8 protein-coding genes and 1 pseudogene are annotated in these 13,214 nt (G+C 60.3%); 5 read left to right on the top strand and 4 right to left on the bottom strand.

The window, feature by feature from the left end:
* Window positions 1-23: 23 nt before the first annotated feature.
* A complete protein-coding gene (locus H043_RS30505; RefSeq protein WP_003224520.1) occupies window positions 24-182 on the bottom strand; it encodes a hypothetical protein in 159 nt (52 codons plus the stop codon).
* 217 nt (window positions 183-399) lie between these two features.
* Here H043_RS30505 and H043_RS0122295 point away from each other — a divergent pair, with 217 nt between their 5' ends.
* The 3 genes from H043_RS0122295 (at window position 400) to glgB (ending at window position 8,164) form a co-directional block, all read left to right on the top strand.
* Window positions 400-2,397: an alpha-1,4-glucan--maltose-1-phosphate maltosyltransferase gene (locus H043_RS0122295; protein WP_027613722.1), complete on the top strand. Its 1,998-nt coding sequence runs from the start codon at window positions 400-402 to the stop codon at window positions 2,395-2,397.
* A gap of 191 nt (window positions 2,398-2,588) precedes the next feature.
* Window positions 2,589-5,930, top strand: coding sequence for a maltose alpha-D-glucosyltransferase (gene treS / locus H043_RS0122290; protein ID WP_027613721.1), 3,342 nt, complete (start codon window positions 2,589-2,591; stop codon window positions 5,928-5,930).
* 2 nt (window positions 5,931-5,932) lie between these two features.
* Complete coding sequence (gene glgB, locus H043_RS0122285) at window positions 5,933-8,164, top strand: 1,4-alpha-glucan branching protein GlgB (RefSeq protein ID WP_027613720.1); 2,232 nt, start codon at window positions 5,933-5,935, stop codon at window positions 8,162-8,164.
* 91 nt (window positions 8,165-8,255) lie between these two features.
* On the opposite strand, the gene H043_RS0122280 is transcribed toward glgB, so the two are convergent.
* Entirely contained in the window at window positions 8,256-9,326 is a 1,071-nt protein-coding gene (locus tag H043_RS0122280) for an autotransporter outer membrane beta-barrel domain-containing protein (RefSeq protein ID WP_027613719.1), read from the bottom strand.
* 268 nt (window positions 9,327-9,594) lie between these two features.
* On the bottom strand, window positions 9,595-10,377 hold the full coding sequence (locus H043_RS0122275; RefSeq protein WP_027613718.1) for an endonuclease/exonuclease/phosphatase family protein: 783 nt from the start codon (window positions 10,375-10,377) through the stop codon (window positions 9,595-9,597).
* Window positions 10,378-11,077: 700 nt separating this feature from the next.
* Between H043_RS0122275 and H043_RS0122270 the strand changes: the two genes are divergently transcribed.
* The gene (locus H043_RS0122270; protein ID WP_027613717.1) at window positions 11,078-11,449 is read left to right on the top strand and encodes a hypothetical protein; all 372 of its coding nucleotides are present in this window, start codon (window positions 11,078-11,080) and stop codon (window positions 11,447-11,449) included.
* A gap of 141 nt (window positions 11,450-11,590) precedes the next feature.
* The gene (locus tag H043_RS0122265; protein WP_027613716.1) at window positions 11,591-11,950 is read left to right on the top strand and encodes a DUF6124 family protein; all 360 of its coding nucleotides are present in this window, start codon (window positions 11,591-11,593) and stop codon (window positions 11,948-11,950) included.
* Between the two features lie 203 nt (window positions 11,951-12,153).
* On the opposite strand, the pseudogene H043_RS30500 reads toward H043_RS0122265, so the two are convergent.
* Window positions 12,154-13,214 (bottom strand): annotated as a pseudogene (locus H043_RS30500) (hypothetical protein); the annotation flags it as partial.

Here is a 13,214-nt window from a genome sequence, read left to right as displayed (position 1 = left end):
GGTGGGAACGATCGGCTGGGTGCTTAGACGATCACCGGTGGCATCGTCGTCGGCGGCTCTTCCTTCGGCGGTGGCGTGGTGCCTGGGGGTTCCTGCTCGGGGATCGGCTGTGGCTCGGTCTCGGGCAGGGTGGGTTTGTCGATGTTCGGATCAGGCGTTTCGGCCGGGATCGGGATGTTCATCTGTAGACCTCCGTGTGGCACATGGCGTGAGAAGTGCTTAAGTGGATTGACCACCGTGTGATGAATTCGATCCGCTTTTCTGTCCAGACAAATCCCTGTGAACTTTTCCCCGCGCCGGTCGCTCGGAACCTAAGTGAGTTCAAGTCGGGGCCGGTGCCTCATTGTGAACACTGTTCCGGCACAAGAGCGTCCTTGGGGCGTTAAGGAGAGATGCTCGATGTCTGCTGAAAAACCTTCAGAGCAGAGCTACAACCCTCACATGCCGCTGTCGCAGGCGTTGCTGCTGCCGCGCATCGTGATCGAAAACACCATGCCGACCCTCGATGGCGGGCAGTTTGCCGTGAAGTCGATTGTCGAGCGTGACGTGATCGTCACCAGCAAGGTCTTCGCCGACGGCCATGACAAGCTGGCGGTGCGCATCCGCTGGCGTGCGGAGGGCGAAGAGAGCTGGCACAGCGAGGTGATGAACGAGCTGGGCAATAACAGTTGGCAGGGGCAGTTTCGTCCGGACCGCCAGGGTCGCTATCTGTACTGCATCGAAGCGTGGATCGACCATTTCGCTAGTTTCCAGTACGAACTGGAGAAGAAGCACAACGCCGCCGTCCCGGTGTCGCTCGAACTGCAGGAAGGCCGCAGCATGGTGCAGCAGGCCGCCGAGCGCAGCGACGGTCAGCTCAGCGAGCAACTCGCCGCCTTGCATCATGAATTGTCCGGCCTGCTCGAAACCGAGCAGGTGGCGCTGTTTCTGCACTCGCGCAGTGCGCAATTGATGGCGCAGGCCGATCACCGTGCCTATCTGAGCCTGAGCGCCGAATTCCCGGTGGATGTCGAACGGGAACTGGCCGAGTTTGCCAGTTGGTACGAGCTGTTTCCGCGCTCGATCACCGACGATCCCAAGCGTCACGGCACCTTCAACGACGTGCACTCGCGACTGCCGATGATTCAGGACATGGGTTTTGACGTGTTGTACTTCACGCCGATCCACCCGATCGGCCGCGCCCACCGCAAGGGCCGCAACAATTCCCTGACCGCAGGTCCCGATGATCCGGGCAGTCCGTATGCGATCGGCAGCGAGGAGGGTGGTCATGAGGCGATTCACTCGCAACTAGGCACCCGCGAAGACTTCCGCCGGTTGGTGGCCGCCGCCGCTGAGCATGGCCTGGAAATCGCCCTCGATTTCGCCATTCAGTGCTCGCAGGATCACCCGTGGCTCAAGCAGCATCCGGGCTGGTTCAACTGGCGCCCCGACGGCACGATCAAATACGCGGAAAACCCGCCGAAGAAATACCAGGACATCGTCAACGTCGACTTCTATGCGCCGGACGCCATCCCCAGTCTGTGGGTGGAGCTGCGCGATATTGTGGTCGGCTGGGTCAACGAAGGCGTGAAGATCTTTCGCGTCGACAATCCGCACACCAAGCCGCTGCCGTTCTGGCAATGGCTGATCGCCGATGTGCGGGCGCTGCACCCGGAAGTGATTTTCCTCGCCGAGGCGTTCACCACACCGGCGATGATGGCGCGGCTGGGCAAGGTCGGTTATTCCCAGAGCTACACCTATTTCACCTGGCGCAACACTAAGTCGGAGCTGGCGAGCTACTTCAGTGAACTCAACGAGTCGCCGTGGCGTGAATGCTACCGGCCGAACTTCTTCGTCAACACGCCGGACATCAACCCGGCGTTCCTGCATGAGTCGGGGCGGCCGGGGTTTCTGATCCGCGCGGCGCTGGCGACCATGGGCTCAGGCCTGTGGGGCATGTATTCCGGTTATGAACTGTGCGAATCGGCGCCGGTGCCGGGCAAGGAGGAATACCTTGATTCGGAGAAGTACGAGATCCGCGTCCGCGACTTCAATGCGCCGGGCAACATCATTGCCGAAATCGCCCAGCTCAACCGCATCCGCCGGCAGAACCCGGCGCTGCACACGCATCTGGGGTTGAAAATCTACAACGCCTGGAACGACAACATTCTGTACTTCGGCAAGCGCAGCTTTGACGGCAGCAATTTCATTCTGGTGGCGGTGAGCCTCGATCCGCACAACGTGCAGGAAGCCAATTTCGAACTGCCGCTGTGGGAGATGGGCCTGCCCGACGACGCGACCACCCACGGTGAGGATTTGATGAACGGGCATCGCTGGGACTGGCATGGCAAGTATCAGTTCATGCGCATTGACCCGGCGTACCAGCCGTTCGGGATTTGGCGGATTACTGCCGCGTAAGACCTTGCTCAAAAACTTGTGGTGAGGGGATTTATCCCCGACTGGCTGCGCAGCAGCCACAAAGAACAACTGGGTAAAAACTGAATAAAAGCAGGGCCGCTTCGCAGCCCGTCGGGGATGAATCCCCTCACCACAGAGCCCCTCATCACAGGGCATCCGTGTGGTCTGACAGAATTGAACAGGAGTTTCACATGGCGAAGAAACCCAAGGCAGCCACCTTTATCAAAGACCCGCTCTGGTACAAGGATGCGGTGATCTATCAAGTTCACGTCAAATCGTTTTTCGACTCCAACAATGACGGGATCGGCGACTTTCCTGGCCTGATCGCCAAACTCGACTACATCGCCGAACTCGGCGTCAACACCATCTGGCTGCTGCCGTTCTACCCGTCGCCACGTCGCGATGACGGCTATGACATCGCCGAATACCGCGGTGTGCACAGCGACTACGGGACCATGGCCGACGCCAAGCGCTTTATCGCCGAGGCGCACAAGCGTGGTTTGCGGGTGATCACCGAGTTGGTCATCAATCACACCTCGGATCAGCACCCGTGGTTCCAGCGGGCGCGCAAGGCCAAGCCCGGTTCGGCGGCGCGGGACTTCTATGTGTGGTCGGATGACGATCAGAAGTACGACGGCACGCGGATCATCTTCCTCGACACCGAAAAGTCCAACTGGACCTGGGACCCGGTCGCCGGCCAATACTTCTGGCACCGTTTCTATTCGCACCAGCCCGACCTGAATTTCGACAACCCGCAAGTGATGAAAGCAGTGCTGTCGGTGATGCGTTACTGGCTGGACATGGGCATCGACGGTCTGCGCCTCGACGCGATTCCGTATCTGATCGAGCGCGACGGCACCAACAACGAAAACCTGCCCGAGACCCACGATGTCCTCAAGCAGATCCGTGCCGAGATCGATGCCAATTACCCGGACCGCATGCTGCTGGCCGAGGCCAACCAATGGCCGGAAGACACCCAGCTGTACTTCGGTGACACCGATGCCGAGGGCGTCAACGGCGACGAATGCCACATGGCCTTTCACTTCCCGCTGATGCCGCGTATGTACATGGCGCTGGCCCAGGAAGATCGCTTCCCGATCACCGACATTCTGCGGCAAACCCCGGAAATTCCTGCCAACTGCCAGTGGGCAATCTTCCTGCGCAACCACGATGAGTTGACGCTGGAGATGGTCACCGATAAAGAGCGCGACTACCTGTGGAATTACTACGCCGCTGACCGCCGCGCGCGGATCAACCTCGGCATTCGTCGGCGCTTGGCGCCGTTGATGGAGCGTGATCGTCGCCGCGTCGAGTTGCTCAACAGCCTGCTGCTGTCGATGCCCGGCACGCCGACGTTGTATTACGGCGATGAAATCGGCATGGGCGACAACATCTATCTCGGCGACCGCGACGGCGTGCGCACGCCGATGCAATGGTCGATCGACCGCAACGGCGGATTCTCCCGCGCCGATCCGGCCAGTCTGGTGCTGCCGCCGATCATGGACCCGCAATACGGTTATCTGTCGGTCAACGTCGAGACCCAGGCCGGCGACCCGCATTCGCTGCTCAACTGGACGCGGCGCATGCTCGCTGTGCGCAAGCAATCCAAGGCGTTCGGGCGTGGCACGCTGAAGATGCTTTCGCCGAGCAACCGGCGGATTCTGGCCTACACCCGCGAGTTCACCGACGCCGACGGCAAGCACGAAATCATTCTTTGTGTGGCCAACGTCTCGCGCAGCGCGCAGGCGGCGGAACTCGATCTGTCGGCCTACGTCGGCATGGTCCCTGTGGAGATGCTCGGCGGTAATGCGTTTCCGCCGATCGGCCAGTTGAATTTCCTCCTGACCCTGGCGCCGTATGGTTTCTACTGGTTCGCCCTGGCTGCGGAAAACCAGATGCCGAGCTGGCACGTGGAACCGGCGCAGAGCCTGCCGGACTTCACCACGCTGGTGCTGAAAAAACGCATGGAAGAACTGCTCGAAACGCCGACCCGCAACACCCTGGAGCAGAGCATCCTGCCGAGCTGGCTGCAGAACCGCCGCTGGTTCGCCGGCAAGGACGCGGCCATCGAGCAGGTCAATCTGGCCTATGGCGTGCGCTTCGGCGATGCGCAGCATCCGGTGCTGCTCAGCGAAATAGAAGTCACCAGCGCCGGGCAGACCAGCCGCTATCAACTGCCGTTCGGCTTCATCGCCGAAGATCAGGTCGGGCCGGCGTTGCCGCAGCAACTGGCATTGTCGCGTGTTCGTCGCGGGCGTCAGGTCGGTCTGATCACTGACGCGTTCAGCCTCGAAACGTTTGTCCACGCGGTGCTGCAAGGCATGCAGAGCAACACCGTGCTCAACTCCGAACAGGGCGAGATTCGTTTCGCGCCGACCGCGCAGCTGGAAAAACTCGGCCTCGGTGCCGAATCCGAGGTGCGTTATCTGTCGGCCGAGCAATCGAACAGTTCGGTGGTAATCGGCAACAGTCTGGTGCTGAAGCTGATCCGCAAGGTCGCTTCGGGTGTACACCCGGAACTGGAAATGAGCGCGTACCTGACCGAGGCCGGTTTCGCCAACATCTCGCCCCTGCTCGGCTCGGTGATTCGCCGCGATGGCGCGGGCGAAGACAACCTGCTGATGATCGCGCAAGGCTATCTGAGCAATCAGGGCGATGCCTGGGAATGGACGCAGAACAACCTCGAACGGGCGTTGCGTGATGAGCTGGCGGACGCGATGTCCGAGCAGGAACAGCATTACAACGCCCTCGGCGAACTGAAGGACTTTGCCGGCATGCTCGGCCAGCGTCTGGGCGAAATGCACCAGGTGCTGGCGGCGCCGAGCGACAATCCCGACTTCGCTCCGAAAACCACTAGCGCCAAGGACGCCCAAGCCACCGGCAAGGACGTCGCGGCGCAGGTCGAGCATGCCTTGAAGCTGCTCAAGCAACATCAGAGTCACTTGAGCGCGGCGGATCAGAAAATGGTCGCGCGGCTGCTCGACAACAAAAAAGTCATCCTCGGCCATGTGCAGGAACTCGCGCAGAAAGCCGTTGGCGGCTTGCGGATTCGCGTCCACGGTGACCTGCACCTGGGTCAGGTGCTGGTGATCAAGGGCGATGCCTATCTGATCGATTTCGAGGGTGAACCGGCGCGGCCGCTGCACGAACGGCGCGGCAAACACAGTCCGTACAAGGACGTCAGCGGCGTGCTGCGTTCCTTCGATTACGCGGCGGCGATGACCATCAACGTGCACAACGTCGATCACAGTCCAGAGTCGGAAGCGGCCCGCCATCGCGTTGCCGAGCGCTACCTGCGTGAGGCGCGCGAGGCATTTGTTCAGGCATATCGCCAAGCGGCGGCTAGTCTTGATCATGCTTGGCAGGATCCTGCGGGTGCCGACGCTGCGCTTGCGCTGTTCGGCCTGGAGAAGGCGGCCTATGAAGTGGCCTATGAAGCCGAAAATCGCCCCACGTGGCTGCCCGTGCCGTTGCACGGTTTGTATGGGTTATTGACGGGGCTTAAACCCTTTTCCGATCTTGGTGGAGAGTAGTCATGAGTTTCTCGAACAAGGAACAGGGTCACGCTAAAGAAGCGTTATTGCCGGCGGCGCGGGACATCGACGCCCTGGTGCGCGCTGAACACCACGACCCGTTTTCCATTCTCGGCCCGCACGGTGATGGTGCCGGAGGGCAGTTCATCCGCGCTTATCTGCCGGGTGCGTTGAAAGTCGAAGTGCTGGACAAGGACAGCGGTGAAGAACGCGGCGAACTGCAAGACACCGAAACACCGGGATTGTTTGTCGGTCACTTCGATCAGGCGCGGCCGTACCTACTGCGCACGCGCTGGGCCGGTGGTGAACAGGTCGCGGAAGATCCCTACAGCTTTGGCCAGTTGCTCGGCGAAATGGATTTGTATCTGTTCGCTGAAGGCAATCACCGCGACCTCAGCAGTTGCCTCGGCGCGCAACTGACCACCGTCGATGGCGTCGACGGTGTGCGTTTTGCCGTGTGGGCGCCGAATGCCCGGCGGGTGTCGGTGGTCGGTGATTTCAACGTGTGGGATGGTCGCCGCCATCCGATGCGCCTGCGGCATCCATCCGGGGTCTGGGAGTTGTTCATTCCGCGCCTGCAAGCAGGGGAGTTGTACAAGTACGAAATCCTCGGCGCTCACGGCATCTTGCCGTTGAAGGCCGACCCGATGGCCTTGGCCACCAGCCTGCCGCCGGACACCGCTTCGAAAGTCGCCGCGCCGCTGCAGATCAACTGGCAGGATCAGGACTGGATGAGCGGCCGCCGCGAGCGGCAGAAGCATTCAGCGCCGCTGTCGATCTACGAATTGCATGCCGGCTCGTGGCAGTGCGAACTGGACGATCTGGGCGAAGTCGCTCGCCAGTACACTTGGCCGGAACTGGCCGAACGACTGATTCCTTACGTCAAGGAACTGGGTTTCACCCACATCGAACTGATGCCGATCATGGAGCACCCGTTTGGCGGCTCATGGGGTTATCAGTTGCTCTCGCAATTCGCCCCGAGCGCCCGTTACGGCACGCCGGAGCAGTTCGGCGAGTTCGTCGACGCCTGCCACCGCGCCGATATCGGCGTGATCCTCGACTGGGTGCCAGCGCATTTCCCTACCGATACCCATGGCCTGGCGCAGTTCGACGGCACCGCGCTGTACGAATATGGCAACCCGCTGGAAGGCTTTCACCAGGATTGGGACACGCTGATCTACAACCTCGGGCGCACCGAAGTTCACGGCTACATGCTGGCGTCGGCGCTGCACTGGTTGAAGCATTTCCACATCGACGGTCTGCGCGTTGATGCGGTGGCCTCGATGCTTTATCGCGACTATTCGCGCAAGGCCGGCGAATGGGTGCCGAACCGTCACGGCGGGCGCGAGAATCTGGAGGCGATTGATTTCCTTCGTCACTTGAATGACGTGGTCGAGCTGGAGGCTCCGGGGGCGCTGGTGATCGCCGAGGAATCCACCGCATGGCCGGGCGTCAGCCAGAGCACCCAGCAGGGCGGTCTCGGTTTCGCCTACAAATGGAACATGGGCTGGATGCACGACTCGCTGCACTACATCCAGCAGGATCCGGTGTATCGCGCGCACCATCACAATGAATTGAGTTTCGGCCTGGTTTACGCCTGGTCCGAGCGCTTCATCCTGCCGATCTCCCACGACGAAGTGGTGCACGGCAAGCACTCGCTGATCGACAAGATGCCCGGCGATCGTTGGCAGAAATTTGCCAACCTGCGCGCCTACCTGAGTTTCATGTGGACCCATCCGGGCAAGAAGCTGTTGTTCATGGGCTGCGAATTCGGCCAGTGGCGCGAGTGGAATCACGATCAGCAACTGGACTGGTACCTGCTGCAATACTCGGAACACAAAGGCGTGCAGAAACTGGTCGGCGACCTCAACCGTTTGTACCGCGAGGAACCGGCGCTGCACGATCAGGATGATGCGCCGCAGGGTTTCCAGTGGTTGATCGGCGATGATGCGATCAACAGCGTGTACGCGTGGCTGCGCTGGAGCAAGGACGGAAAACCGGTGCTGGTGGTGGCCAACTTTACTCCGGTGCCGCGTCAGTCGTACCGGGTCGGGGTGCCGTTCGCCGGGCGCTGGAACGAACTGCTCAACAGCGATGCCGACACCTACGCCGGGTCCAATTATGGCAATGGCGGCGGGGCGTTTACCGAAGAGGTGCCGAGCCATGGCCAGTCGTTGTCGCTGGAGCTGAATCTGCCGCCGCTGGCGGTGTTGATTCTCAAGCCGGAGGGTTGATCCGGCACCGTGGTGCTGCAATTCGCGAGCAGGCTCGCTCCCACATTGAATGCATTCTCCTGTGGGAGCGAGCCTGCTCGCGATGGCGTCTTCACCACCGCATCCGCACCCCCAGACTGCCAATCAACCCGTTCAGATCGTTGTCATCCACGTCACTGCTGTAATCGGCGCTGACATACAGGCTGACCGCCGGCGTCACTCGCGCCACCAACCCCAATCCCAACTCGACCGTTGATGACTTGCGGCTGCTGCTGATCTTGTCGACCTGATCGAGAGTCACCGTGTTGCCGGTATACACCGTATGCCAGAGGTTGGTACGCACATAGGGTTCCACTGGCAGGCCGTTCACATCGTAACTCCCTTTGAGGCGGGCGCCGACGCGGCCGCTCCACGCCGACAGATCCGTTGAGGAAGCATTGCCGGAACCCGCGTACGGCGTGTCGAGGGTGATGCGCTGATTGATCAATTGCGCCTGGGGTTCAACCACCCAGTTCCCGCCCAGGCCGATCGGATACCCACCTTCGACCGAGAAGGTCATCGCACTGCCTTCGGTGGCCTGGCGCGCGCCTTGTTCGTTGCGACTGAAACCGCTGACCCGGCCACCGCTGGCCGACAGGTCGACATGCCAGCCCTGCGCGCCAGTCAGACGGTAATAAGCACCGAGGCTCTGGCCTTGCAGGTTCAGGGTGTCGGTGGTCGGATCGGCGAGGGCGCGGCTGCTGATCAGGCCGGCGCTGTTGGCCTGGATCTGGTTGTATCCGCCAATCAGGCCGAGCGTTTGGGTGTGACCGCCGGCGCTTTGCACGGTGAGCACGGGTGGGCCTTTGAAGTCGCCGTTGCCGGGGGTGGCAAAACCTGGCGAAAGTACGTCGGTTTGCGCTTGCCGGGCGCTTTGTCCGTACAACCGGTCCCAGGCTGCTGGCGCCAGATCTTCGGTGATCAGGTCGGCGCCGCGCAAATCGGGACGTGGACTCAGGCGTTGTGGCTCGGGGGTGACAACGGTCGCCGGCAGGGTCAGAACGGGCATGTCCTGGCGATACCAGGGAGTGGTTTCATCCGCCGCAGGTCCGGCCTGCGCCTCCATGGATGAGCACAGCAGAATCGAACTCGACACTGTGCAAAACGTCACTTTGATCTCTTGTGGGGTGAATGAGCTTTTCATGGAGGTCTACCTTGCAAGCGCATGCGGGCTCTCTTTTCTGGCGTCTCTCCTACCCCGAACGAGGGGCGACCGAATGGAGCGGGGCGAACCGCGGCGCTCGATTTCGCGAGTGCCGTAAGGATCGCCCCGGTTAGTGATTCCGGGGGTAGTAAGGTAGAGATAAGAAGAGTGATGCCCATGCGTCAAGAAACTGCACGATGAGCGGTACAGCTAAATCAGGCGCTGCAAGCGTTTGTTTTTCTGCACATATCCAAGTCATTGTCTGTGCTTACAAATGCACTTCCACCGCCAGCGGCAAATGATCCGACAAGTGCGTCCACGGTTTGTTGCCAAGGATCTGCGGGTCGTGGCTGCTGGCATTGCGCAGGTAGATGCGGTCCAGGCGCAGCAGTGGAAAACGCGCGGGGTAGGTCTTGGCCGGGCGGCCGTGGTGGCGTTCGAACGCTTCGTGCAGGTAATCGCGGCGGGCGAGGGCGGCATTGCCCTGCAACTGCCAGTCATTGAAGTCGCCGGCAATGATCACCGGTGCATCGTCGGGCAATGATTCGAGCAACTGGCAAAGCAGCTGCAACTGCAATTGGCGGTGGCTTTCCAGCAGACTCAGGTGCACGCAGATTGCGTGCACTTCGGCGTGGCCCGGCACGTCCAGCACGCAGTGCAGCAGGCCTCTGCGCTCGGGGCCGGTGATCGACACGTCGAGGTTGCGGTATTCGCGGATCGGGTATTTCGACAGCAGGGCATTGCCATGGTGACCATCGGGGTACACCGCGTTGCGCCCGTACGCAAAGTCGCTCCACATGCTGTCGGCGAGAAATTCGTATTGCGAGGTTTGCGGCCATTCCTGGTAGCGATTGGAGTGGCGTTCGTGTTCGCCCACCACCTCCTGCAGAAACACCAGATCAGCCGAGGTGCTGCGCACCGCTTCGCGCAGTTCCGGCAGGATGAAGCGCCGGTTGAGGGCGGTAAAACCCTTGTGAGTGTTGACCGTCAGCACGCGCAGGCGATGGATGACGGGTGCGTCGACGGCGTGACGCTTGGGATCGCTGGACACGTTCACTCCTCTGAAAAAACGGCTTCCTGTTCATGCGACTGGTCTGTGAGCGGGCAGTTCCTTCCAGATGCCCCAGGCCGTAATACAAATCACCAGAGCCGCCAGGAAACCTGTGGGAGCGAGCCTGCTCGCGAAAGCGGCCTGCCGATCGACCAATCTCCGACTGAATGCACTCGGTCAAATGGTGGGAGCTGGCTTGCCGCCGATGACGGCTCACAAGCCGACCAACCTCCCACTGAATGCAAGCATTCCAACTGTGGGAGCAGCGGTGCGACGATTCGACTTGCTCGCGAAAGCGGCCTATCAGACAAAATCAAAACAACAGAGCAAACCCCGCACATAAACATAATCCGGCAACCACGTTTAAAGTACACGAACCGTTACGCCATAACGGCTACAACGCCTTGCGCCGTTACCTACGCGTACGCCAGAATCCGCCGGCTTACACGGCTATGCGTTGGGCTTATCGTTTCCCTGTCACTGGAAAACAGTGATCGGGTTTGGTAGCCCATTTCGGTACGGTCGTATGGCGTCACCTTATGTAGCCTCTTTTGGGGGCTCAGTTTATGGTGGACATGCGTGGGGCTCATTCGTGAGCGCCGGGTTCCGTATCGACCGGTCTACCAACCCGCGCATGGCCGCCACCCATCGTTTGGTAGCGAGGGTGATGGCTCCTATTTCTCGATACGGAGTTTCATCCATGTTCAAAGCCACACCCAACCCCCCGGATACCTCGATCCCGTACGACCCAGCCCTCGACCCGCAGAAGATAAAAGCGGCAACCGACCGCGCCATAAACTTCTACCTCAACCCCGGCGCCCTGAAGATCTCGATCCCTTCGGCCTCGTCATGCAAGGCGAACAGAATCTTCCTCATCGACCCCACCGTGGACGAAGAAACCTTGCTCGTCGAAGCCTGCGAATCCCTGGCCGCCGCCAGTGACATGGCCCGCGATATCGGCGACGTCGTCGACCACCCACAGCGTCGAGCCATGCTGATGCTGCATCAGGTGATCATGCTCAGTGAACTGATGGTCAACCGGGTGCTGGACAGCCGCCGCGTCCCGAACTAACTGCCCGGTCCCCCTGTAGGAGCTGCCGCAGGCTGCGATCTTTTGATCTTGATCTTTAAAAGCAACATCAAAAGATCGCAGCCTTCGGCAGCTCCTACAGGAAGTCATTCTTCCAAAGTGCCTCGATCGGAGTTCCAACTGATGCCCGAAACCCCACCCAATCCGCCAATCACAGACCCGCTATCACCCTACGAATCCCTCAACTCCAGAAAACTCCACGAAGCCGCCGAACGTGCCCTCGACCACTACCTGGCCCCAGCGCAAATCATGGACACACCCTACACCCCCAGCAGCATGTTCCTGGTCAACCCACAAACCGACACCGAATCCCTGCTGGCCAACGCCTGCGAATCCCTGGCCTCGGCCACGGTCATGCTCGGTGATTTCGCCGGCACGCTGGAGGGGCCGAGTCGTAATACGGTGTTGGGCATTGCGCAGGTGGTGATGCTGGGGGAGTTGGCGGTGAATCAGGCGCTGGATAATGTTGTGCCCAAGGAATAGGCGCTGACAGTTCTGGCCTCTTCGCGAGCAAGCCCGCTCCCACAGTGGATCTGCGTTGGTCACTGCTTAAGTGCCCGGCAAAGATCCCTTGTAGGTGTGAGTTTGCTCGCGATTGTCATTAAATAAATCCTTCTCTGAGCCCCGTTATCCAGGCGCCTACCCATCATGGAGAGGCGCTTGGTGTGGCTTGCGGTTTTTTCGTTTCAAACAAATCGCAGTTCGAAAGTACCGTACACCTCAGTAGGTGTGGTGTCGGAGGAGACAACGAAAGTATAAATATTTCGGGAGTTAATCCTGACGGTAAAATGATCGGTCGGACCGACAGTCACTGGTTTCCCTGCGGTGACTGGTATCCACATCCAAGTGAAACTGTCCCACATCCCGCCAGCCCCCCGCCTTAAATTAAAATTTACTCTTCGTATCGATTTAGAGAAGGTTGTGACGATAGAAATCGTTTTGTCACGATAAGCCTCAAAGCTCAAGGTTGCGCCGGATGTGTGCTGTTGCCGGTCCGTCCCGTCGAGCCGCTGTGTGTATAGCGCATGGGAAAGAATCACGCTTGTGGATTTGATCGTGTAAGTGCGCACTGGAAACTCCACCGCCTCACTCTCCACCGTGCTCTGACCAAGCGCCGCTTTAAACACCAATTCCAGATCGCTGCCATCCTGCAGAGCTTTGATCTCATCGGCTGGAAGCGGAGCAGTGAAGAACCGGTCAGCAATCCAGTCGGGGGTGGTGAAGGCCGTCGGCGCGCTCCAGATCTCGCGCTCGTAGGCGCTACCGTCGGCATTGGTCCCGCACAGGCGCAACCAGACGTATTGGTTGAGGGCGATCAGCGGCCAGTCACCCATGCGTACGGAAGCTTGGGTCAGGTTGCCGGTATGCAGTTCCGGGCCGGCGCCGTCGTTGTCGGCCTGCTCGATGGTGGGGCTGTCCAACGCGCTCTGCGGCATTGCTTGCACCGTCAGGTCAAATACCCGGGACGGTGTCGGATGACCATCAATGATGACGACGTAGGAGATTTTTACCTGCTTACCCAGATTGAACGCCACCACGCTGTTGGGGATCGCAAACTCAAGCCCTTCGCTTACCGCGCGCGGCGCTGAGGTGTGCGACCCGCCGGCCGGCGTGCCGTCAGCGCCAGTCCAGGTGACGCTGATTTCATGGTTTGGCAGCAACGCGGTGTTGTCCGGCACCACGATGGTCAAGGTGTCCCTGACCAGCAGCGGGTTGAGTGCGCTGTCGCCGTTGTTCTCCTTGATCG

The sequence above is a fragment of the Pseudomonas sp. URIL14HWK12:I6 genome (assembly GCF_000514195.1).
GTDB lineage: Bacteria > Pseudomonadota > Gammaproteobacteria > Pseudomonadales > Pseudomonadaceae > Aquipseudomonas > Aquipseudomonas putida_A.
Note: the sequence above shows the minus strand (reverse complement) of the source record. Positions and strands in the feature narration are given on the sequence as shown.

Bases quoted from the DNA above. Each gene is read 5' to 3' on its own strand.
- treS (WP_027613721.1), top strand. From the start codon at position 2,589: ATGGCGAAGAAACCCAAGGCAGCCACCTTTATCAAAGACCCGCTCTGG.
- glgB (WP_027613720.1), top strand. From the start codon at position 5,933: ATGAGTTTCTCGAACAAGGAACAGGGTCACGCTAAAGAAGCGTTATTG.
- H043_RS0122265 (WP_027613716.1), top strand. From the start codon at position 11,591: ATGCCCGAAACCCCACCCAATCCGCCAATCACAGACCCGCTATCACCC.
- H043_RS0122270 (WP_027613717.1), top strand. From the start codon at position 11,078: ATGTTCAAAGCCACACCCAACCCCCCGGATACCTCGATCCCGTACGAC.
- H043_RS0122280 (WP_027613719.1), bottom strand. From the start codon at position 9,326: ATGAAAAGCTCATTCACCCCACAAGAGATCAAAGTGACGTTTTGCACA.
- H043_RS0122295 (WP_027613722.1), top strand. From the start codon at position 400: ATGTCTGCTGAAAAACCTTCAGAGCAGAGCTACAACCCTCACATGCCG.
- H043_RS30505 (WP_003224520.1), bottom strand. From the start codon at position 182: ATGAACATCCCGATCCCGGCCGAAACGCCTGATCCGAACATCGACAAA.